The sequence below is a fragment of the Pseudomonas sp. GW821-FHT10C09 genome, from assembly GCF_059415465.1.
In genome coordinates this window covers 1-20,203 of the sequence record NZ_JBWKNG010000005.1, presented here as the reverse complement: position 1 = coordinate 20,203, position 20,203 = coordinate 1, and the positions used below count along the sequence as shown (strand labels likewise).

The 20,203-nt window shown below is 60.0% G+C and carries 17 protein-coding genes; 10 read left to right on the top strand and 7 right to left on the bottom strand.

Going from position 1 to position 20,203, the window contains the following annotated elements:
* Positions 1-35: 35 nt before the first annotated feature.
* From AC07N8_RS05865 to AC07N8_RS05855, 3 genes are all read right to left on the bottom strand, one after another.
* Positions 36-1,214, bottom strand: a complete 1,179-nt coding sequence (locus AC07N8_RS05865) for a vWA domain-containing protein (protein WP_027925858.1) — start codon at positions 1,212-1,214, stop codon at positions 36-38.
* Positions 1,215-1,226: 12 nt separating this feature from the next.
* A complete protein-coding gene (locus AC07N8_RS05860; protein ID WP_008035065.1) occupies positions 1,227-2,072 on the bottom strand; it encodes an AAA family ATPase in 846 nt (281 codons plus the stop codon).
* A gap of 257 nt (positions 2,073-2,329) precedes the next feature.
* Positions 2,330-3,436: a DUF748 domain-containing protein gene (locus AC07N8_RS05855; RefSeq protein WP_493142760.1), complete on the bottom strand. Its 1,107-nt coding sequence runs from the start codon at positions 3,434-3,436 to the stop codon at positions 2,330-2,332.
* Positions 3,437-3,533: 97 nt separating this feature from the next.
* Between AC07N8_RS05855 and cysK the strand changes: the two genes are divergently transcribed.
* The 4 genes from cysK to AC07N8_RS05835 all read left to right on the top strand — a co-directional run bounded on the left by cysK (position 3,534) and on the right by AC07N8_RS05835 (position 7,156).
* Positions 3,534-4,508, top strand: coding sequence for a cysteine synthase A (cysK, locus tag AC07N8_RS05850; RefSeq protein ID WP_483840662.1), 975 nt, complete (start codon positions 3,534-3,536; stop codon positions 4,506-4,508).
* Between the two features lie 202 nt (positions 4,509-4,710).
* On the top strand, positions 4,711-5,649 hold the full coding sequence (locus AC07N8_RS05845; protein ID WP_483840663.1) for an aspartyl/asparaginyl beta-hydroxylase domain-containing protein: 939 nt from the start codon (positions 4,711-4,713) through the stop codon (positions 5,647-5,649).
* A 382-nt stretch (positions 5,650-6,031) separates the two neighbouring features.
* On the top strand, positions 6,032-6,196 hold the full coding sequence (locus AC07N8_RS05840) for a hypothetical protein (RefSeq protein WP_483840665.1): 165 nt from the start codon (positions 6,032-6,034) through the stop codon (positions 6,194-6,196).
* 96 nt (positions 6,197-6,292) lie between these two features.
* On the top strand, positions 6,293-7,156 hold the full coding sequence (locus AC07N8_RS05835) for a DMT family transporter (protein ID WP_493142762.1): 864 nt from the start codon (positions 6,293-6,295) through the stop codon (positions 7,154-7,156).
* A 648-nt stretch (positions 7,157-7,804) separates the two neighbouring features.
* Here the strand turns inward: AC07N8_RS05835 and AC07N8_RS05830 are convergent.
* The 4 genes from AC07N8_RS05830 to AC07N8_RS05815 form a co-directional block, all read right to left on the bottom strand.
* Entirely contained in the window at positions 7,805-8,746 is a 942-nt protein-coding gene (locus AC07N8_RS05830; protein WP_123433932.1) for a LysR family transcriptional regulator, read from the bottom strand.
* A 70-nt stretch (positions 8,747-8,816) separates the two neighbouring features.
* Complete coding sequence (locus AC07N8_RS05825) at positions 8,817-10,346, bottom strand: tripartite tricarboxylate transporter permease (protein WP_483840667.1); 1,530 nt, start codon at positions 10,344-10,346, stop codon at positions 8,817-8,819.
* The gene (locus AC07N8_RS05820; RefSeq protein ID WP_483840668.1) at positions 10,343-10,876 is read right to left on the bottom strand and encodes a tripartite tricarboxylate transporter TctB family protein; all 534 of its coding nucleotides are present in this window, start codon (positions 10,874-10,876) and stop codon (positions 10,343-10,345) included. Before AC07N8_RS05820 ends, AC07N8_RS05825 begins: the two co-directional genes overlap by 4 nt.
* A 52-nt stretch (positions 10,877-10,928) precedes the next feature.
* Positions 10,929-11,945: a Bug family tripartite tricarboxylate transporter substrate binding protein gene (locus tag AC07N8_RS05815; RefSeq protein ID WP_493142764.1), complete on the bottom strand. Its 1,017-nt coding sequence runs from the start codon at positions 11,943-11,945 to the stop codon at positions 10,929-10,931.
* 381 nt (positions 11,946-12,326) lie between these two features.
* Between AC07N8_RS05815 and AC07N8_RS05810 the strand changes: the two genes are divergently transcribed.
* From AC07N8_RS05810 to AC07N8_RS05785, 6 genes are all read left to right on the top strand, one after another.
* Positions 12,327-13,682: an MFS transporter gene (locus AC07N8_RS05810; protein WP_493142766.1), complete on the top strand. Its 1,356-nt coding sequence runs from the start codon at positions 12,327-12,329 to the stop codon at positions 13,680-13,682.
* Positions 13,675-14,631 (top strand): amidohydrolase family protein, encoded by a 957-nt coding sequence (locus AC07N8_RS05805; protein ID WP_493142768.1) that lies wholly within the window; start codon positions 13,675-13,677, stop codon positions 14,629-14,631. Before AC07N8_RS05810 ends, AC07N8_RS05805 begins: the two co-directional genes overlap by 8 nt.
* On the top strand, positions 14,628-15,632 hold the full coding sequence (locus tag AC07N8_RS05800; RefSeq protein WP_493142770.1) for a 4-hydroxythreonine-4-phosphate dehydrogenase PdxA: 1,005 nt from the start codon (positions 14,628-14,630) through the stop codon (positions 15,630-15,632). The genes AC07N8_RS05805 and AC07N8_RS05800 overlap by 4 nt, the downstream gene beginning before the upstream one ends.
* 584 nt (positions 15,633-16,216) lie before the next feature.
* Positions 16,217-17,392 carry an L-rhamnonate dehydratase gene (locus AC07N8_RS05795; RefSeq protein WP_007943924.1) on the top strand — a complete coding sequence of 392 codons (1,176 nt, stop codon included), beginning with the start codon at positions 16,217-16,219 and terminating at the stop codon, positions 17,390-17,392.
* Between the two features lie 52 nt (positions 17,393-17,444).
* Positions 17,445-18,440, top strand: coding sequence for an AraD1 family protein (araD1, locus tag AC07N8_RS05790; protein WP_493142772.1), 996 nt, complete (start codon positions 17,445-17,447; stop codon positions 18,438-18,440).
* Positions 18,441-18,461: 21 nt separating this feature from the next.
* Positions 18,462-20,042: an aldehyde dehydrogenase (NADP(+)) gene (locus AC07N8_RS05785; protein WP_493142774.1), complete on the top strand. Its 1,581-nt coding sequence runs from the start codon at positions 18,462-18,464 to the stop codon at positions 20,040-20,042.
* The last annotated feature ends 161 nt before the right edge of the window (positions 20,043-20,203 follow it).

Below are 20,203 nucleotides of genomic sequence, written 5' to 3'. Positions count from 1 at the left end.
CCTGCTCGCGAAGAGGCCGGCACTGACAACAAAGATTACTTGGAAAGAAACCGCATCCCTTCCTCCAACCCCCGAAGGGTCAGTGGATACATCTGGTCATCGATCAAGTCCCGCACAATGTTGGTCGAAGACGTATAGCCCCACGTATCTTTCGGATACGGGTTAATCCAGATGAGTTTCTTGTACTTCTCCTTGAACCGCTGCATCCACACATATCCGGCTTCTTCGTTCCAGTGCTCGACGCTTCCGCCTGCCTGGGTGATTTCATAAGGGGCCATGGCGGCATCACCGATGAAAATCACTTTGTAGTCGGCGCCGTACTTGTGCAGCAAGTCCTGAGTCGAAGTGCGTTCGGAGGTGCGACGCATGTTGTTCTTCCACACCGATTCATAAATGAAGTTGTGGAAGTAGAAGTACTCCAGGTGCTTGAACTCGGTTTTGCAGGCCGAGAACAATTCCTCGCAAATCTTCACATGCGCGTCCATCGAGCCGCCGATGTCGAACAGCAGCAACAGCTTGACGGTGTTTCGCCGCTCCGGCCGCATCTGGATGTTCAGCAGCCCGGCGTCTTTGGCGGTGTGGTCGATGGTGCCATCGATGTCCAGCTCTTCGGCTGCACCCTGACGCGCAAACTTGCGCAAGCGGCGCAGGGCCACCTTGATGTTGCGCGTACCCAGTTCCACCGAGTCGTCGAGGTTCTTGTACTCGCGCTGGTCCCAGACCTTGACCGCTTTGCCCTGACGCTTGCCGGCATCGCCGACCCGGATGCCTTCCGGGTTGAAGCCGCCAGAGCCGAAGGGACTGGTGCCGCCGGTGCCGATCCACTTGTTGCCACCGGCGTGGCGTTCTTTCTGTTCTTCGAGGCGTTTCTTGAACTCTTCGATCAGCTTGTCGAGGCCGCCAAGGGACTGGATCGCTGCGCGTTCTTCGTCAGTCAGGGAGCGTTCGAACTCCTTGCGCAACCAGTCTTCAGGAATCAGGGCCTGAAGGTGGTCGTCGAGTTTTTCCAGGCCATTGAAGTAAGCCCCGAACGCCCGGTCGAACTTGTCGAAATGTTTTTCGTCCTTCACCAGAATCGCCCGGGACAAGTAATAGAACTCGTCCATGTCGGCGAAGGTCACGCGCTGTTTCAGCGCGTTGATCAGGTCCAGCAACTCGCGCACCGAGACTGGCACCTTGGCGGCGCGCATTTCATTGAACAGGTTGAGCAGCATGGCATCAGCCTCTTAGCGGGTGCCGCGACGGCTCATGAACGCCAGGCGCTCAAGCAATTGCACGTCCTGTTCGTTCTTCACCAGCGCACCGGCCAGCGGCGGGATGGCCTTGGTCGGATCGCGTTCGCGCAGTACGGCTTCGCCGATGTTGTCGGCCATCAGCAGCTTGAGCCAGTCCACCAGTTCGGAAGTCGATGGCTTTTTCTTCAGCCCCGGCACCTTGCGCACGTCGAAGAACACGTCCAGCGCTTCACTGACCAGGTCTTTCTTGATGTCCGGGTAATGCACATCGACGATTTTTTGCAGCGTGACGCGATCCGGGAAGGCGATGTAGTGGAAGAAGCAGCGACGCAGGAAAGCGTCCGGCAGCTCTTTCTCGTTGTTGGAGGTAATGATGATGATCGGGCGCTTCTTGGCCTTGATGGTCTCGTCGATCTCGTAAACGTAGAACTCCATCTTGTCGAGTTCTTGCAGCAAGTCGTTCGGGAACTCGATATCCGCCTTGTCGATCTCGTCGATCAGCAGAATCACCCGTTCTTCGGATTCGAAGGCTTCCCAGAGCTTGCCCTTTTTCAGGTAGTTGCGAACGTCGTGGACCTTTTCCGTGCCCAGTTGCGAGTCACGCAGGCGGCTGACCGCGTCGTACTCGTACAGGCCCTGATGCGCCTTGGTGGTGGACTTGATGTGCCAGGTGATCAGCTTGGCGCCGAAGGACTCGGCCAGTTGTTCGGCCAGCATGGTCTTGCCCGTGCCCGGCTCGCCCTTGACCAGCAGCGGACGCTCCAGGGTAATGGCGGCGTTGACCGCCAGCTTCAGGTCATCGGTGGCGACGTAGGCCTGGGTGCCTTCGAACTTCATCTGCTAATCCTCGAACGGTGACGCCGACCTGAACGGGGCAGGGCGGGACGCAATAATGGTGATGCCCGACTATACCGCGCTGCCCCGTCGACTGTGAACGCAGACGACTTATTCAGTCTCTGAATGGGGCGTCACATCTTGACTCGGTTTCGGAGCTGGCGAGTATTAGCCTGCCTGGGATGGGATTTCTTGCAGCAGCAATCGACGTCTACACGGGCGGCAGAAAAAACCGGTCGCTACACCTTCACACGCAAACCCTAGCCCGCCTCAGGCTTCGGCCGCTCATACCGTGCGTTGAACGCCTGGATGAAACCATTGCGCAAAATCTGCAAAAACGCCTGAAACGCACTGATGTCCTGGCGATGCACGTTGCCGCTCAGTTCCACTCGGGTCGCGAACTGGTTTTTGCCCTGGTTTTTCAGCACGGTTTCGGAGCCGCCGACGATGGCTTCCCAGATGGAGCGGAAAATCCCTTTGTCCTTGTTTTCCACGTCTTGCTGCCAATTGAACACGTCGACGTCCTTCAACAGCGGCTTTATGTAGCCCGTCAATCGGGCTTTTTTCGCTTGAGCTTCGATGACCACGTCGCCATGACCGGCATTGAAGTCGAATTTTCCGTAGGCCGAGGCGAAGTCATTCATGCGTTTGAGTTCGATGTCCTTCGCACGCAGGCGGAATTCAAAGTCTTCAAAGTTGCTTAAAGGGTCGAATGTGGCAGTGGTTTCCAGTGGCGCATGCCCAAGCAGCAGGGCCTTGCCTTCGAAACGGGCGTCACGCTTGCCTTGTTTGTCGACCACATTGGTCAGGTTATAGATGCTGGCATTGACCTGCGTGGCGTTCATGTTCACCGGAGGTTTGGAATTGAAGTTGCGAAAACTGAGTTTGCCGTCATAGATCCGCACTTCGTCCAGCGTGAAGGGGGCCAACTTACTCAGTTGCGAACGCCAGTCAGTGCCCTGACCGGTTTGCGAGTTTTGCTTGTTGGCGCCGCCGTCGACGAAGTTCACCTCTGGATTGAAGAATTGCACCCGCGCCACCACCGCATGGTCGTACCACAGCGAATGCCAGCTGACAGAGAGGTCGATCAGCGGTGCATTGACGAACGGCACCGGCACCTTGCCGTCAACCTTGACGATTTTCAGTCCGTTGATTTTGTAGGCGCCGCGCCACAGGGCCAGGTCCACATCGGTGACCTGGCCCCGGTAATCACCCATGTTCGCCAGTTTGTCGTTCAGGTAGTCGCGCACCATGTAGGGCAGGGCGATGTGCAGGGCTATCAGCAGCACAACGAGGCCGGCGAGGGTCCACAGGGGCCAGCTGTATCGACGCTTCATGGTGGCAATTCTCTGGCGATGTAAAGCCATTGACTGCGCCCGCTTCAGGACGTTCGGTCGAACTGGACGACCACCGGCAACAGGCATACCTTTGTGGGCTTATTCAATGCTGTACAAGGACCCAGCCATGAGCCGTATTTTCGCTGACAACGCCCACTCCATCGGTAATACACCGCTGGTGCAGATCAACCGCATCGCCCCGCGCGGCGTGACCATCCTGGCCAAGATCGAAGGACGTAACCCTGGTTATTCGGTCAAGTGCCGGATCGGCGCGAACATGATCTGGGACGCCGAAAGCACCGGCAAACTCAAGCCTGGCATGACCATTGTCGAACCGACCTCGGGCAATACCGGGATCGGCCTGGCATTTGTCGCCGCTGCCCGTGGTTACAAGCTGATGCTGACCATGCCGGCGTCCATGAGTATCGAACGCCGCAAAGTGCTCAAGGCCCTGGGCGCCGAACTGGTGCTGACCGAGCCGGCGAAGGGCATGAAAGGCGCGATCGAAAAAGCCGGCGAAATTGTTGCCAGCGACCCGGCCAAGTACTTCATGCCGGCGCAGTTCGATAATCCGGCCAACCCGGCCATCCATGAAAAAACCACCGGTCCGGAAATCTGGAACGATACCGATGGCGCGGTCGATGTGCTGGTGGCAGGCGTCGGAACAGGTGGAACCATTACCGGTGTTTCGCGGTATATCAAGAATACCCAAGGCAAACCGATTATTTCGGTGGCCGTTGAGCCTGCGGGTTCTCCAGTGATTACCCAGGCCATCGCCGGTGAAGAAATCAAGCCGAGCCCGCACAAGATCCAGGGTATCGGTGCCGGTTTTGTGCCTAAGAACCTGGACCTGTCGATGGTTGATCGGGTCGAGCTGGTGACTGACGACGAGTCCAAGGCCATGGCCCTGCGCTTGATGCAGGAAGAAGGGATTTTGTGCGGTATCTCGTGTGGCGCTGCCATGGCTGTTGCTGTACGCCTGGCAGAAACCCCGGAAATGCAGGGCAAGACCATCGTGGTGATCCTGCCGGACTCCGGCGAGCGCTACCTGTCGAGCATGTTGTTCAGCGATTTGTTTACCGAACAGGAGAATCAGCAATAAGCGTAACTGATGAAGCGGCGGGGCTGATTTCAGGTCAGCCCTTGTTCAGGAACCTTATGTTAAGAAGTGCTTTGTTGCGTAATCCTTAATTCTGAATGTTGTATCAGGCGGGTTTTTCCCGAGGTCGGTAATGTTTATCATGGCCGACTGCCACGTCGGGTAAATGGCGTAGTGCGTGAGCCTGAATATCAAGGAGTCGTTGATGAGCTTTTCCTTTGCCGCGAAAGCGTCGGTGTTGTTGCTGTTTCTTGGCAGCACCCTCTATGTCCATTTGCGCGGCAAGGCGCGATTGCCGGTATTGCGGCAATTCGTCAATCACTCGGCGCTGTTCGCGCCCTACAACGCCCTGATGTACCTGTTCTCCGGTGTCCCGTCCAAACCCTATCTGGACCGCAGCAAGTTTCCGGAGCTGGACGTGCTCAAGGACAACTGGGAAGTTATCCGCGACGAAGCGATGCACCTGTTCGACGAGGGCTATATCCGCGCTGCCGAGAAGAACAACGACGCCGGTTTCGGCTCGTTCTTCAAGAAAGGCTGGAAGCGTTTTTACCTCAAGTGGTACGACAAGGCACTGCCCTCGGCAGAAGCCCTGTGCCCGAAGACAGTGGAACTGGTCAACAGCATCCCCAACGTAAAGGGTGCAATGTTTGCGTTACTGCCAGGTGACAGCCACCTCAATCCGCACCGTGATCCGTTTGCCGGTTCATTGCGTTATCACCTGGGCCTGTCGACCCCCAACTCCGATGATTGCCGCATCTTCGTTGACGGCCAGGTCTACGCCTGGCGCGATGGCGAAGACGTGATGTTCGATGAGACCTATGTGCACTGGGTCAAGAACGAAACCGGGACAACCCGGGTGATTTTGTTCTGCGACATTGAACGCCCACTGAGTAATCGCATCATGACCCACATCAACCGCTCGATCAGCGGTTGGCTCGGTCGTGCCACGGCCCCTCAAAACCTTGATGATGAACGTGTTGGCGGGATCAACCGGGCATATGCCTGGAGCAAGAACTCCAGCGATAAGGTCAGTGGGGTGGTTAAACAGTGGAAACGTCGTCATCCCAAGGCCTACCGCGTACTGCGGCCGGTGTTGGCGGTGCTGGTGTTGACGTTATTGGGGTATTGGTTGTTTGGCTGAGGCCCGTCAGGAAATGAAAAACCGCTCCTTGGAGCGGTTTTTTTTCGCCGTTTTTCAAGGGCGTCCTGCGAGCAGGCTCGGTTCGTCGCCTTCGGTGCCCGTGACAAGTATCTGTAAGAGACGCCGCTGACTGGCAGTGAGTTCTACAGCAGCCTGCTTTTTTGCTGGTGAGGATGAGCGTTTTCTTGTTGGATGTTTCCCGTTCAATTTACCCATCTTTCCTCCGAGTGTTTTTTGGAGAGAATTACCACGTTACTTCATCAAACCTGATTGTCGTTACTGGCCCTTTGTCCAAGTCATTGCAATCCATGTCTGTCGCTGGTTATAGTCGGCGCACGGTGATTTCCACCCCACCGTCAACCTCATCAAAAAAGATCAGCCCATGCCTGCATCCCTCATCAACGCGGTAGTCGATTCAGCGGTCAACGCTGGCGTCATGCCGTGCGGGAATCAGCAGCCTGCGCAGATCAGCCATTACCCCCCACCTGTCCGTAGCACGCCGGTGTACGCAGTCGCAGCACCGCCGGGCGTTGGCATTTCGGGCTGATCAGCTTCTTTTTGCTGTTGCCCTTTGCCCGCCAGAAAAAACTACTGAATTTCAGCTTCGGCTGAGTTGGCTTTTGCCTGACTACAGGTGGCATTCATGTTTGTCCTTTCGAAACAATCCGCGCTCGCGGCGGCGTCCACGAGCCTGTTCGTCCTGCTGTGGAGCAGCGGGGCGATCTTCTCCAAATGGGGCCTGGCGCACGCGTCGCCCTTTGCTTTTTTGCTGGTGCGCTTCGCCATCGCCTTGTGCGGCCTGGTGCTGCTGGTGCCGTTGCTCAAGCTGAAGTTGCCCAAGGGCGGCAAGCCGATGTTGTATGCGATGGCCACGGGCGTAGTGCTGCTGGGGGCTTACCAGATTTTCTATCTACTGGCCCTGGACCTGAAAGTCACCCCGGGCGTGATGGCGACGATCATGGGCGTGCAACCGATCCTGACCGTGGTGCTGATGGAGCGTCAGCGCTCCCTCAGCCGGATGTTCGGTCTGGGGCTGGGTCTGGCTGGATTGATCATGGTGGTGTATCAGGGCATCGGCCTGGCTGGCATGTCGATGGCCGGCATGCTCTACGGATTGCTGGCGCTGGCGAGCATGACGTTCGGCTCGATCATGCAGAAACGCATCACCGACAATCCCCTCGGCACCTTGCCGGTGCAATACCTCGCCGGGTTGTTGCTGTGCGGGATCTTTGTGCCGTTCCAGCCGTTTCATTTTGAACACAGCACCGGGTTTATCGTGCCGGTGTTGTGGATGGGGCTGGTGGTGTCGGTGCTGGCGACGTTGTTGCTGTACCGCTTGATCGCCCGGGGCAATCTGGTGAATGTCACCAGTCTGTTTTACCTGGTGCCGGCGGTGACGGCGGTGATGGACTACCTGATCTTCGGCAACAAGCTGGCGGCGTTGAGCCTGCTGGGCATGCTGCTGATCATCGTCGGTCTGGTCTTCGTGTTCCGTAAAACAGCGTAGGAACGGGTCGGGGGCATATCCGTTTCTTTGGTTACGGTGGCTATTGGTTTCGCCCTTACGGCGAGTCACTTTCGAAAAGCGCGAAAGTAACCAAAGCGCTCTTGCCCCTTTCGTTCGATGCCTCGCTATGGCTCGGCATACCCTCGCTCCGGTCCTGCTCCGTGGGCCCGCCGCCATCGGCCATCCATGGCCGGGGGCGGCTACCGCGGCATCCTTGCCGCGGTGCCCACTACACAGAACCTCCACTCGGCCTCTCGAGGGGGCGACTACCGCCACAGCACCGCGAGGCGGCCTACCGGCCGGCCTGGCTCTTTGATCGTACGCATTCCCCCTGTGGGAGCGAGCCTGCTCGCGAAGAGGCTGTGTCTATCGACATCAATGTTGAATGTAAGTCCGCTTTTGCGAGCAGGCTCGCTCCCACAAATTTTCTGGCGGGCATGACATTGGTGTTCACTGCTTGACGGACAACAGGTCGGCTATCAGGCCGCCTCGCTTTGGCTTTTGATCTTGATCTGCCCCGTCGGAAGGCCGTACGTCAGGGGCGCTGGCGCTTTACTTGGCGCTCTTCCAAGTAACCCGCCGTAAGGGCGGAACCAATAGCCGCCGTTACCCAAAAACGGATATGTACCCCCAACCCAAAAAAATAGGTTATTTAGCCAGCGCGTGCTCGGCCCGCACCGAATTCATGAACGCCTGCATGGCCGACGATTGAATGCGATGACGCCGGGTGATCAGCCCATAAGGCGGCAGCCGTGCTTCGAACTTGATCGGCAAAATGGCCAGCAAATCCCGACCAGGATAGTCCTCCACCACCGACACCGGCGTGACACCGAGCATGTCGGTCTGCTGCACCAACGAGAGCAAAGTCATGATCGACGTGGTTTCGACAATGCTGCTGGGGATGTCGACCCGCGCGTTGTGAAACACCTGATTGATGATGGCGCGCATCGGGCTGGGATGCTGTTGCAGCACCCAGGTCATGTGCTGCAGTTCCGCCCAGCTCAGCTGTTTCTCCTGCGCCAATGGATTTTTCGCCCCGGCGATCACGCACAAGGCTTCTTCACCGAGGCTGTCAAACAGCAACTCCTCGGCCCGCGCACCGGCCGGAATCCGCCCCAACACGATATCCAGCTGATCCTGCAACAGCGCTTGCACCAGCACGTCGCTGGTGTCGACCTGGATGCTCATGGACAACCGGGGATGGCTCTGTTTCAAGGTTGCGATGGTGCGGGTCAACAGCCCCGAGGCCAGTGCCGGAATCGCACCGACCGCGACGCGGCCAAGGTTGCCGGACTCCAGCGCTACCAATTCCTCACGCATGCCGCTGAGTTCGGCGAACACCATGCGCGCGTAGTAAATGACGGTTTCCCCGAACGGGGTAGCGCGCATGCCCCGGGGCAGGCGCTCGAAGAGTTCGACGCCGAGCAAGTCCTCGGCTTCGTGGAGCATTTTGGTCGCGGCCGGTTGGGTCATGCCGATGTGGTCGGCGGCGCGGCGTAACGAGCCGAACTCCTGCAACGCCAGCATCAACCGCAGTTGGCGCAGGCGCAGTCGACTGTGGATCACATTGGCAGCAGGAATTCGGGTCATGGGCCGTGGCTCGCAAGGAAGTCTGCGGCAAGCCTGACAACAAATGTCAGGCGTTGCCAGCATTGCTGTGTCACAGCACCGATTTGGGTTTGGCGACGTGGGGTTTGCGCAGGCCCATCAGGCCGCCCAGCGCCTTGGAAATCAGCGGCCAGAACAGCATCAGCAGCGCCGCCGTGGTCAGGCTGCCCACCAACGGGTTGGACCAGAAGATCCCCAAGTGACCGTCGGAAAACAGCATCGACTGACGGAACGCATCTTCAGCCTTGTCGCCCAACACCGCCGCCAGTACCAGCGGTGCAATCGGATAGCCGAGTTTCTTGAACAGATAACCCAACGCACCAAAGCCCAGCATCAGCACCACGTCGAAGAACGAGTTGTGTACCGAGTAAGCGCCGATGGCGCAGACCATGATGATGATCGGCGCAATGATCGAAAACGGAATCCGCAGGATCGAGGCAAACAGCGGCACGGTGGCCAGCACCACGATCAGGCTGACCACGTTGCCCAGGTACATGCTGGCGATCAGGCCCCAGACAAAATCATGCTGCTCGACGAACAGCGTCGGCCCCGGGTGCAGGCCCCAGATCATCAAGCCACCGAGCATCACCGCCGCCGTGGCTGAACCGGGAATGCCCAGGGTCAGCATCGGCAGCAGGGCGCTGGTGCCGGCGGCGTGGTCGGCGGTTTCCGGGGCGATTACGCCTTCGAGTTCACCTTTGCCGAAGTTCTCGCGGTTCTTCGAGAATCGCCGCGCCAGGCTGTAGCTCATGAACGACGCGGCAGTCGGGCCGCCAGGGGTGATACCCATCCAGCAACCAACCAGCGTGCTGCGCACAATCGTCCACCAGTAGCGCGGCAACTTGGCCCAGGTGCGCAGGATGATCATTGGTGTGATGCGCGCATGCTCGCCGCGAAACACCAGGCCTTCCTCGACGGTGCAGAGAATTTCACCAATACCGAACAGACCGATCACCGCCACTTCGAAACTGATGCCGGTCATCAAGATCGGTTGGTCGAACGTCAGGCGCAGGTTGCCGGACACCGTGTCCATGCCGACCGCCGCCATGGCAAACCCGATCATCATCGCCACCACGGTTTTCAGCGGCGGGTTCTTGCTCATGCCGATGAACGTACAGAACGCCAACAGGTACACCGCGAAGAACTCCGGCGAGCTGAACGACATGGCGAACGCGGCGATTTTTGTCGACAGAAACGTCAGCAACAACACCCCGGCCAGCGCGCCAATCAGCGCTGAACTGAATGCGGCGGTCAGGGCTTCGGCGGCGCGGCCTTCACGGGCCATCGGGTAACCGTCGAACGTCGTCGCCACCGATGAAGGCTCACCGGGAATGTTGAACAGAATCGAGGTGATCGAGCCGCCGAACAGCGCGCCCCAATACATGCACGACAGCAGAATGATCGCCGACACCGGCGACATGGTGAACGTCAGCGGCAGCAGCAACGCCACGCCATTAGGGGCGCCGAGGCCGGGCAAGACGCCGACCAGAATGCCCAGCAGCACGCCGATCACCATCAGGCCGATGTGGCCCGGGGTCAGGATCAGGTTCATGCCTTGCAGCAGGGAATCGAACTCGCTCATTTGAAATTTCTCCCGGCCAGGGCAATCCAGTCGCCCATCGGGCCGGCATCCAGCGGGACCTTGAACCACAGCGCGAAAATCAGATAGCTGGCGAGCACCGCGCCCAGCGACACCGTGCCGATCATCAGCTTGCCATAGGGTTTGACGCGGACCTTGTCACGCCACATGAACCAGGCGATGAAACAGGCTGAGGCCACGTAAATACCGGTGAACGGCATGGCGCCGACAAACAGCGCAATCGGGATGAACACCGACAACACTTGCTTGAACGCGCTGCGGCTGACGAACGAAACGCTCAGGGCTTGCCAGCGCACCACGGTCAACACACCGTTGCCGGCACTGGCGGCGCTCAGCAGCAGACCGATGTAGAAGGGAAAGTAACCCGGCTCAGGGCCGGAATCGCCCCAGCCGATACCTTGTTCGACGCTGCCGAACATCACCACCGCGCCGATCAGCGCGGTGAAGAGTGTCAGGCCGAGTTCGACCCAGCGGGTGCCGACCAGCGCCGGTGAATCCGAAGATTGGGACATGAAACACCTCCAGCAGGGGACGGCCGCACGCGTGCGGACGGCCGTTGGCGACTCAGTTTTTCAGCCAGCCGGCTTCTTTGAACACCGGGGTCACGCGGGCGGTGTCTTTCTCAATGTAGGCGGTCAGCGGCTCACCTTCGAGGAAGGTCGGCACCAGCGCGTTCTGTTTCACGTACGCCTTGAACTCCGGCGTCTCGGTGACTTTGCGCATCAGCTCGACATAAAACGCGCGCTGCTCGGCAGTGACGTCGCCAGGCATGAACACGGTGCGCGGGAAGCGGTACTGGTCGATGCCCAGGCCTTCTTCGTGGCAGGTCGGCACGTCGGCCCAGGATTTATCCCCGGCGACTTTCTCGGTGTAGCTCATGCGCTCTTTACTGAACACGCACAGTGGCTCGACCTGGTCGCCGCGCCATTGGCTGATGCTTTCGCTGGGATTGTTGACGTTGGCGGCGATGTGTTTGCCGGCCAGTTGGGTCGCGGCTTCACTGCCGCTCTTGAACGGGATGTAGACGAGTTTGGCGTCGTTGGTCTGGTTCAACAGCAGGGTCAGGGTCTGGTCGACATCCTTGGACTGGCTGCCGCCCATGCGCAGGTTCGACGGGTCGGCCTTGACCGCGGCATAGAAGCCCTTGGCGTCCTTCCACGGTGCGTCTTTGTAGCTCCAGAGAATGAAATCATCTTCGGCCACGGCGGCGACTGGCGTCAGTTCCTGCCATTGGTAACCAAGCTTGGACACCAGCGGCAACAGGTAGATGTTGTTGGTGCCGATCACCAGTTTTTCGGCGTCGCCCTTGTTCATTTTCAGGTCGAGAAAGGCTTCGGCACCATTGCCACCGCCCTTGTTCAGGACGATGGTATTCACATCGAGAAACTTGTGGGTGGTGATGATCGACTGGATCAGGCGACCGAGTTGGTCAGTGCCGCCACCGGGACCACCGGCGACGACGATTTCGACGTTCTTGTCCGGCTGCCAGGCAGCGTTGGCGAGAGCGGGAAGGGCGCCAGTGGCGATCAGTGTGCAGCCGAGAAACAAACGGGAGGTGCGACGGACGAATGCATTTCGCATGATGGAAGGGCCTCGTTTTTGTAGTTGTTATGAGTGGCTTGTCGATGCTCGATTGCTGCAAGCCTGGCCTGAGTGTGTGAAGCCGCCGGCTCCACGTCTAGTCAAAACAATACATACACCGATAGCCTGGGGTTATAGGTCTGGGCAGTGAAAGTGGCCGTTAACGCTCCAGCCTTTGCGCCAGAGCGGTTTTCGAGGAAAGTCGAAAAGGCTGCTATCCGTTGAAAGCTGCCTGAAAGCAGGGCATGCCATAACTCGAGGCTATCGCCTGATTTCAAGTTTTGATTAGACGGTTATCACTGGGCCTTCGATAGTGCTCACCAACGCCGCCACGCCGCGGCAATGTCGTCACCACAAGAATAATAAATCGAGGTACGCACCATGGCTCGTCCCAGTGCTTCCCTGCATCTGCATGACTCGGGTGCTCAATCGGCAGGTGTTCAATCATCGGCAGCGGCCGTCCCGCTCTCCGGTGCGAGCAAAGCCAGCAGCGTACGCTGGCGGATCTTCGCGATCGTCTTTGCGTTGACCATGGTCAACCTGATCGATCGGGTGTCGCTGTCGATTGCGATGCCGACCATCGCCCATGAATTCTCCCTGTCGCCGAGCCTGCAAGGGCTGATTCTCAGCAGTTTTTTCTGGGCGTATGCGTTGTTGCAGATTCCCGGCGGCTGGCTGATTGACCGTTTCGGTCCGCACCGGGTGATCAGTTGGTCCACGGGGTTGTGGGGGACTTTTCAGGTCATCGCTGCCTTTGCCACGGGCGGTGTGTCACTGCTGTTCGCTCGTGTCGCACTGGGGGCCGCCGAGGCGCCCTTGTTTCCCTCCGGCGGCAAGCTGATTTCCCTGTGGCTGGCGCCGAGCGAGCGCAGTCGCGGCGCGGTGCTGATGGACAGTGGCAGCCCGTTGGGCGTGGCACTGGGCGGGTTGATCATTGCGTACCTGATTGCTTCGCTGGATTCGTGGCGCCTGGCGTTCGTGATCGCCGGGATTGCAACGCTTGTTCTGGCATGGCTGGCGCGGCGTTATCTGCGCGATGACCCGGCCACGCATCCGCAAGTGAATGCCCAGGAGCTGGAGAAGATCAACGCCGGACGCGCGACGCCGGCTGCCGAAGCCGCCCGTGCGCCGGTCAAGGGCCTGGGCATCGCGGCCCGTTCATTGACGGGTTTGCTGATCGGCCGTGCGAGTTGGGCGATGGTCTATTTCGGTTTGCTGACCTGGGGTCCGAGTTACCTGGCGCAGGCGCGCGGCTTCGATATCAAGGGCATTGGCGCGGCGACCTTCGTGATTTTCATCTGCGGTGCGCTGGGTTCATTGACCGGTGGTTTCCTTTGCGACGGCCTGATTCGCAAAGGTGTCAGCCGCGGTGTGGCGGTCAAGAGTCTGCTGGCGTTCTCCGGCGTCGTGGCGTTGGGCGCGTTCCTGTTGCTGCCGACCCTGAGCGATCCGTTTGCGGCGGTGGCGTTGTTGGCCATGACCGCATTTTTCCTGATGTGGGGCAGCCTCTACTGGAGCTTCCCTGCGTTGCTGGCGGCGCCGGCGCGAGTCGGTTTGATCGGCGGCGTGATGAACATGGCCGGCAGCACGGGCGGTATCGCGGTGCCGATTCTGGTGGGCGTCATTGTGCAAATGGCCGGCGGTTTCGCGCCGGTGCTGGGGTTCTTTGCGGCGTGCTCGGCGGTCTTCGTGTTGGCCACATTGTTTATCAGCCTGGATGAGGTGCGTCATGACTAAGGTGTGGGACGGCCCGATCGTAGACGCTCATCACCATTTCTGGGACCCGGCGATCAATGACCATCCGTGGCTCGCGCCCGAGGCCAATATCCCGTTTCGCTACGGCGACTACAGCGCGATCAAACGGCGTTATTTTCCCGATGACTACTTCGCCGATGCCGGTGCCCATAACGTCGTGCAAACGGTGTACGTCGAAACCGAATGGAACCCGCGAGACCCGATTGGCGAAACCCGTTTCATCGAGGGGCTGGCCGCTCGCTACGGCGTGCCGAATGCGATCGTCGCGCAAGCCTGGCTCGACCATCCGGACGCCATCGCGGTGCTGTCCGAGCAAGCGGGTTTCAAGTGTGTGCGCAGTGTGCGCCACAAGCCCGGCGGTCCTATCGCACCGGAGCAGGTTGGGCACGTGCGCAGCCTGATGAGCGACGAACACTGGCGCCGCAGTTACGCCGCGCTGGAAGGCCTGGGCCTGCATTTCGACTTGCAGACGCCTTGGTGGAATCTGCACGAAGCCGAACGCCTGGCCCGGGATTTCCCCGGCATCACGCTGATTCTCAACCATGCCGGTTTGCCCAACGACCGCAGTGCCGAAGGCCTGGCCGGTTGGCGCCTGGCGATGGCGCGGCTGGCGCAGTGGCCGAACGTGCGGGTGAAGATCTCCGGCCTGGGCCAGGGCGGTCAGCGTTGGCGCGCCAAAGACAACGCCTGGATCGTGCGCGAAGTCATCGCCATGTTCGGCTGCGACCGGGCGATGTTTGCCAGCAACTTCCCCGTGGACAGCCTGTGCGGCTCGTTCGACGACATCTACAGCGGTTTCAAATCCATCGTTGCCGATTTTCCGAGCGCCGATCAGGAACGACTTTTCTACAGCAACGCGCAGCGGGTCTATCGCTGCGAGCCTTGCGCCATTGACCGGGTGCGGCCTGAATCCTTGAGGAGTGAAGCATGAACAAAACCACCATCGCGATGGTCCTGGGCGACCCGGCCGGCATCGGCCCGGAACTGATCGCACGCCTGCTCGCCGAGCCCGAGGTGCGCCGTCAGGCCAATGTGATTTTGATTGCCGACGAAGCGGAAATGCGTCGCGGCATGCGCATTGCCGGAGCGGAATTTCCGTACCGTCGCGTCGAATCGCTGGAGCACCTGTCATTCGTTGATGACACGCCGCTGTTCTATGACTTTCGCGGCGACACGATTGGCGAGTTTGCGCGCAATGAAGCCAGCATCATCGGCGGTCGCTACAGCCTCGACACCCTGGAAAAAGCCCTGCGCCTGACCGAGGCCGGCATCACCGACTCCGTGCTGTTCGGACCGCTGAACAAGACCTCGCTGCACATGGCGGGCATGGCGCATAACGATGAGCTGCACTGGTTCGCCGAGTTGCTGGATTTCCACGGGCCTTTCTGCGAGTTCAATGTGCTCGATAACCTGTGGACGTCGCGGGTGACTTCCCATGTGGCGCTGGCTGAAGTGCCGGGCATGCTCACGCAGGCGCGGGTGGTGGAAGCCATTCAGTTGATCGACACCGCGCTCAAGCGCAACGGCCTGGCCAGACCGCGCATTGGTGTGTGCGGGCTGAACCCGCATAACGGCGACAACGGCTCATTCGGCCGGGAAGAGCTGGACATCATCGGCCCCGCCGTGCGCTCCGCCCAGGCGTTGGGGATTGCGGCGGAAGGGCCGTACCCTGGGGACACGATTTTCCTCAAGGTGCAGGGCGATGCCAGTGCCTTCGACGCGGTGGTGACGATGTATCACGACCAGGGCCAGATCGCGATCAAGTTGATGGGCTTCTCCCGCGGCGTGACGGTGCAGGGCGGCTTGCCGATACCGATTACCACGCCGGCCCATGGCACCGCATTCGACATTGCGGGGCAAGGCAAGGCGAACGTCGGGGCGATCCGCCAGGCGTTCGAAATCGCGTGCCGGATGGGTACCAACAACTACTGACACAACACTGATCCCCCTGTGGGAGCGAGCCTGCTCGCGAAGGCGGTCTGACGGTCACTGAATGAGTGTCTGGCTTACCGCCATCGCGAGCAGGCTCGCTCCTACACTGATTGAGGGTGTTGCCGGATTTTTGAGATCCACCCAAATCCCCTGTGGAAGCGAGCTTGCTCGCGAAGGCTGACTGACAGTCACTAAAAAGGTGCCTGTACTACCGCTTTCGCGAGCAGGCTCGCTCCCACACTGATTGATGGTGTTGCTGGATTTTTGAGATCTACCCAAATCCCCTGTGGGAGCGAGCCTGCTCGCGAAGGCGGTCTGACGGTCACTGAATGGGTGTCTGTACTACCGCTTTCGCGAGCAGGCTCGCTCCCACATTTTTTTTGCATTAAGGCTGATAACCCGATCTAGCGGATAACTCGTTTTTGCGATCACCCCAGGTTATCGCCGGATACGCATAAGTGATTATCCGCACCCCCGAGCGCTGGCTAAAGTCGCTCCATCGAATGCCTGGAACCCGCTACCCGAGCGGTTCTTCGCAGCGACCCAACAACTACAAGAAGCCGGCAGCGCAAGGAATTGTATTCATGAAAATCAAAGCCATCCGTACCCGCGTTTTTGAGTGGAAAGGCAAAGTCGTTCCGCCTCAAGCGCACTTCTGCACCAACGCCAGTGACATCCTGTTCGAGCGTGGCGACGCCATGGGCTCGTTCCGTTTTCACGGCTGGCTGGTGGTGGAAGTCGAGACCGATACCGGCCTCGTCGGCATCGGTAACTGCGCCCTGGCGCCGCGTGTGGCCAAGGAAATCATCGACACCTACCTGGCACCGATTGCGATTGGCGAAGACCCCTTCGATAACGAATACATCTGGCAGAAGATGTACCGCCAGAGCCACGCCTGGGGCCGTAAAGGCATTGGCATGGCGGCGATCTCGGCCATCGACATCGCCATCTGGGACATCATGGGCAAAGCCGTGAACAAACCGGTGTTCAAATTGCTCGGCGGGCGCACCAAGGAAAAGATCTGGACCTACGCCTCAAAACTCTACGCCAACGACAACCTCGACCTGTTCCTCGAAGAAGCCCAGGGTTATCTGAACCAGGGTTTCACCGCACTGAAAATGCGCTTCGGCTACGGCCCGAAAGACGGCCCGGCGGGCATGCGCAAGAACATCGAACAAGTGCGTGCATTGCGTAACCTGGCCGGCCCCGACATCGACATCATGCTCGAATGCTACATGGGCTGGACTTTGGAATACGCCCGCCGCATGTTGCCCAAACTCGCCGAATTCGAACCGCGCTGGCTCGAAGAACCGGTGATCGCGGATGACATCGAAGGCTACATCGAGTTGAAAAAAATGGGGATCATGCCGATCTCCGGCGGTGAGCATGAATTCACTTCCTACGGCTTCAAGGACCTGCTGGAACGCCGCGCCGTCGACGTGATCCAGTACGACACCAACCGCGTCGGCGGCATCACTGCCGCGCGCAAGATCAACGCCATGGCCGAAGCCTGGTCGGTGCCGGTGATCCCTCACGCCGGGCAGATGCACAACTACCACCTGACCATGTCCACCACCGCCTCGCCAATGGCCGAGTTCTTCCCGGTGTTCGACGTCGAGGTCGGCAACGAACTGTTCTACTACGTGTTCAAGGGCGAGCCACAACCGGTCAACGGCTACATCCAGCTCGACGACAACACACCGGGCCTGGGCCTGGAAATCTCCGATGAATACCTGAGCGACTTCAACATCATCGAGTGACCTTGAGGTGTCGCCTGCGGGCGGCGCCATCCCCGACTTTCTGGAGGCCGTCATGCGCCTGATTCAATTTGAAAACACTACCGGCGAGCGCCAGGTCGGCCTCGTCGAGGGTGCACAGGTCCAGGTGCTCAACGGCACCGGCAGCACCCGTGAACTGGCGCTCGCGGCAATCCGCGCCCAGCGCAGTCTGCAAGAAGAGGTCGCCCGGCGCGGCACCGAACCGGGCCCCGATTACGCGCAACTGCTACTGCAAGGCAAAGTCCTGCCACCGCTGGACCACGAAGACCCGGCCCATTGCCTGATCAGCGGCACCGGCCTGACCCATCTTGGCAGCGCCTCGGCACGGGACAAGATGCACCAGCAGGGCGGCGCCGTCGAAGCCGGCATGACTGACACCATGCGCATCTTCAAGTGGGGCCTGGAAGGCGGAAAACCCGCCGCCGGGCAGGTCGGTGCGCAACCGGAATGGTTCTACAAGGGCGACGGCAGCATCGTCGTGCGCCCCGGTGCGGACTTTCCGGTGCCACCGTTTGCCGAAGACGCCGGTGAAGAACCCGAGTTGACCGGCCTGTACGTGATCGGCGACGACGGCCTGCCGTATCGCCTCGGTTATGCCTTGGGCAACGAGTTCTCCGACCATGTGATGGAACGACGCAATTACTTGTACCTGGCGCATTCGAAACTGCGCTATTGCTCCTACGGCCCCGAACTGCGTGTCGGTGAATTGCCCAGGCATCTGGCCGGCACCAGCCGCATCACGCGCAATGGCGAAACGATCTGGGAAAAGGAATTTCTCAGTGGCGAAGACAACATGTGCCACAGCCTCGCCAACCTCGAATTCCACCACTTCAAATACGCGCAGTTCTTGCGCCCCGGCGATGTCCATGTGCACTACTTCGGCACCGCCACGCTGTCGTTTGCCGACGGGGTGAAAACCCAGCCGGGCGATCGCTTCCAGATCAGCCTCGATGAGTTTGGTGCGCCACTGGTGAACGGTATCGGCGAAAGCGCCCAGCCGTTGGCCATCGGTCAGGTGCGTGCGCTTTAAGCCTTTCAAAAGGAACCCTTCATGACATTGCCACTGGGACACAACTACATCGGCGGTCACCGCAGCGCCAACGGCACGTTGCAACTGCAAAGCCTCGACGCGACCACCGGCGAACCGCTACCGGGCACCTTCTTTCAGGCATCCGAAGCCGAAGTGGACGCCGCCGCCAACGCTGCGGCCGCCGCTTACCCGGTCTATCGCAACCTGAGCGCTGAAAAGCGCGCCCGGTTCCTCGACGCCATCGCCGATGAAATCGATGCGCTCGGCGATGATTTCGTCGCCACCGTGTGCCGCGAAACCGCGCTGCCGGCCGGGCGCATTCAGGGGGAGCGGGGGCGCACTAGCGGGCAGATGCGTTTGTTCGCCAAGGTCCTGCGTCGCGGGGATTTCTATGGTGCGCGGATTGACCGGGCACTGCCGGATCGCCAGCCGTTGCCGCGTCCGGACCTGCGTCAGTACCGCATCGGTTTAGGGCCGGTCGCGGTGTTTGGCGCGAGCAACTTTCCCCTGGCGTTCTCCACGGCCGGCGGCGATACCGCGTCGGCCTTGGCCGCCGGTTGCCCGGTGGTGTTCAAGGCGCACAGCGGTCACATGGCGACGGCCGAGTGGGTGGCGGACGCGATCATCCGTGCCGCCGAACGCACGGAAATGCCAGCGGGCGTGTTCAACATGATCTACGGCGGGGGCGTCGGCGAGTGGCTGGTCAAGCACCCGGCGATTCAGGCGGTGGGCTTCACCGGCTCGCTCAAGGGCGGCAATGCCCTGAGCCATATGGCCGCGACCCGCCCGCAACCGATCCCGGTGTTTGCCGAGATGTCGAGCATCAACCCGGTGTTCCTGTTGCCCGAAGCGCTGGCGGAACGCGGCGAGCAAATCGCCGCACAACTCGCCGGTTCGGTGACCCAGGGTTGCGGTCAGTTCTGCACCAATCCCGGCCTGGTCATTGGCTTGCGTTCGCCGCAGTTCAGCACCTTCCTGGAAACCTTTTGCGCGAGCATGAACCAGCAACCGGCGCAGACCATGCTCAATGCCGGTGCCTTGGTCAGCTACAGCCGAGGGCTCGCAGAGTTGCATGAACATCCGGGGGTGATGCATCTGGCGGGCCGACCGCAAGAGGGCAATCAGGCGCAGCCGCAGATATTCAAGGCGGATGTCAGTCTGTTGCTCAAGGGCGATGGATTGCTTCAGGAAGAAGTCTTCGGGCCGACGACTATCGTCATTGAAGTTGCAGATCGGGCGCAGTTGGCGGCGGCGTTGCACGGATTGCGCGGGCAATTGACGGCGACGCTGATTGGCGAGGCCGAGGAGTTGCTGGAGTACCGCTGGCTGGCGGAGTTGCTTCAGGAAAAGGTCGGGCGGATTTTGCTCAACGGCTATCCGACCGGGGTCGAGGTGTGCGAGGCGATGGTGCATGGCGGGCCGTACCCCGCTACGTCCGACTCGCGGGGGACGTCGGTGGGGACGCTGGCGATTGATCGGTTCCTGCGCCCGGTGTGCTTCCAGAATTATCCGGAGGCGTTGCTGCCCGAGGCGTTGCAGAACGCTAATCCGCTGGGGATTCGGCGGTTGGTGGATGGGGAAGTGAGTCAGTCGGCCTTGTAGTGTCTGAACCGACGCCATCGCGAGCAGGCTCGCTCCCACACTGGATCTCCTGTGAACACAACATCTGTGAGCGCTGAGGTTAACTGTGGGAGATTCTATGGTTGAGGGGAAGCCCTCAACTGGTTTTCGATTGGTATTCGCTCTGCCCGTTCAGCAGGGCG

What these genes read in the sequence shown, in the direction of transcription:
- AC07N8_RS05865 (WP_027925858.1), bottom strand. Translation starts at nt 1,214, where the DNA reads ATGCTGCTCAACCTGTTCAATGAAATGCGCGCCGCCAAGGTGCCAGTC.
- AC07N8_RS05860 (WP_008035065.1), bottom strand. Translation starts at nt 2,072, where the DNA reads ATGAAGTTCGAAGGCACCCAGGCCTACGTCGCCACCGATGACCTGAAG.
- AC07N8_RS05855 (WP_493142760.1), bottom strand. Translation starts at nt 3,436, where the DNA reads ATGGCTTTACATCGCCAGAGAATTGCCACCATGAAGCGTCGATACAGC.
- cysK (WP_483840662.1), top strand. Translation starts at nt 3,534, where the DNA reads ATGAGCCGTATTTTCGCTGACAACGCCCACTCCATCGGTAATACACCG.
- AC07N8_RS05845 (WP_483840663.1), top strand. Translation starts at nt 4,711, where the DNA reads ATGAGCTTTTCCTTTGCCGCGAAAGCGTCGGTGTTGTTGCTGTTTCTT.
- AC07N8_RS05840 (WP_483840665.1), top strand. Translation starts at nt 6,032, where the DNA reads ATGCCTGCATCCCTCATCAACGCGGTAGTCGATTCAGCGGTCAACGCT.
- AC07N8_RS05835 (WP_493142762.1), top strand. Translation starts at nt 6,293, where the DNA reads ATGTTTGTCCTTTCGAAACAATCCGCGCTCGCGGCGGCGTCCACGAGC.
- AC07N8_RS05830 (WP_123433932.1), bottom strand. Translation starts at nt 8,746, where the DNA reads ATGACCCGAATTCCTGCTGCCAATGTGATCCACAGTCGACTGCGCCTG.
- AC07N8_RS05825 (WP_483840667.1), bottom strand. Translation starts at nt 10,346, where the DNA reads ATGAGCGAGTTCGATTCCCTGCTGCAAGGCATGAACCTGATCCTGACC.
- AC07N8_RS05820 (WP_483840668.1), bottom strand. Translation starts at nt 10,876, where the DNA reads ATGTCCCAATCTTCGGATTCACCGGCGCTGGTCGGCACCCGCTGGGTC.
- AC07N8_RS05815 (WP_493142764.1), bottom strand. Translation starts at nt 11,945, where the DNA reads ATGCGAAATGCATTCGTCCGTCGCACCTCCCGTTTGTTTCTCGGCTGC.
- AC07N8_RS05810 (WP_493142766.1), top strand. Translation starts at nt 12,327, where the DNA reads ATGGCTCGTCCCAGTGCTTCCCTGCATCTGCATGACTCGGGTGCTCAA.
- AC07N8_RS05805 (WP_493142768.1), top strand. Translation starts at nt 13,675, where the DNA reads ATGACTAAGGTGTGGGACGGCCCGATCGTAGACGCTCATCACCATTTC.
- AC07N8_RS05800 (WP_493142770.1), top strand. Translation starts at nt 14,628, where the DNA reads ATGAACAAAACCACCATCGCGATGGTCCTGGGCGACCCGGCCGGCATC.
- AC07N8_RS05795 (WP_007943924.1), top strand. Translation starts at nt 16,217, where the DNA reads ATGAAAATCAAAGCCATCCGTACCCGCGTTTTTGAGTGGAAAGGCAAA.
- araD1 (WP_493142772.1), top strand. Translation starts at nt 17,445, where the DNA reads ATGCGCCTGATTCAATTTGAAAACACTACCGGCGAGCGCCAGGTCGGC.
- AC07N8_RS05785 (WP_493142774.1), top strand. Translation starts at nt 18,462, where the DNA reads ATGACATTGCCACTGGGACACAACTACATCGGCGGTCACCGCAGCGCC.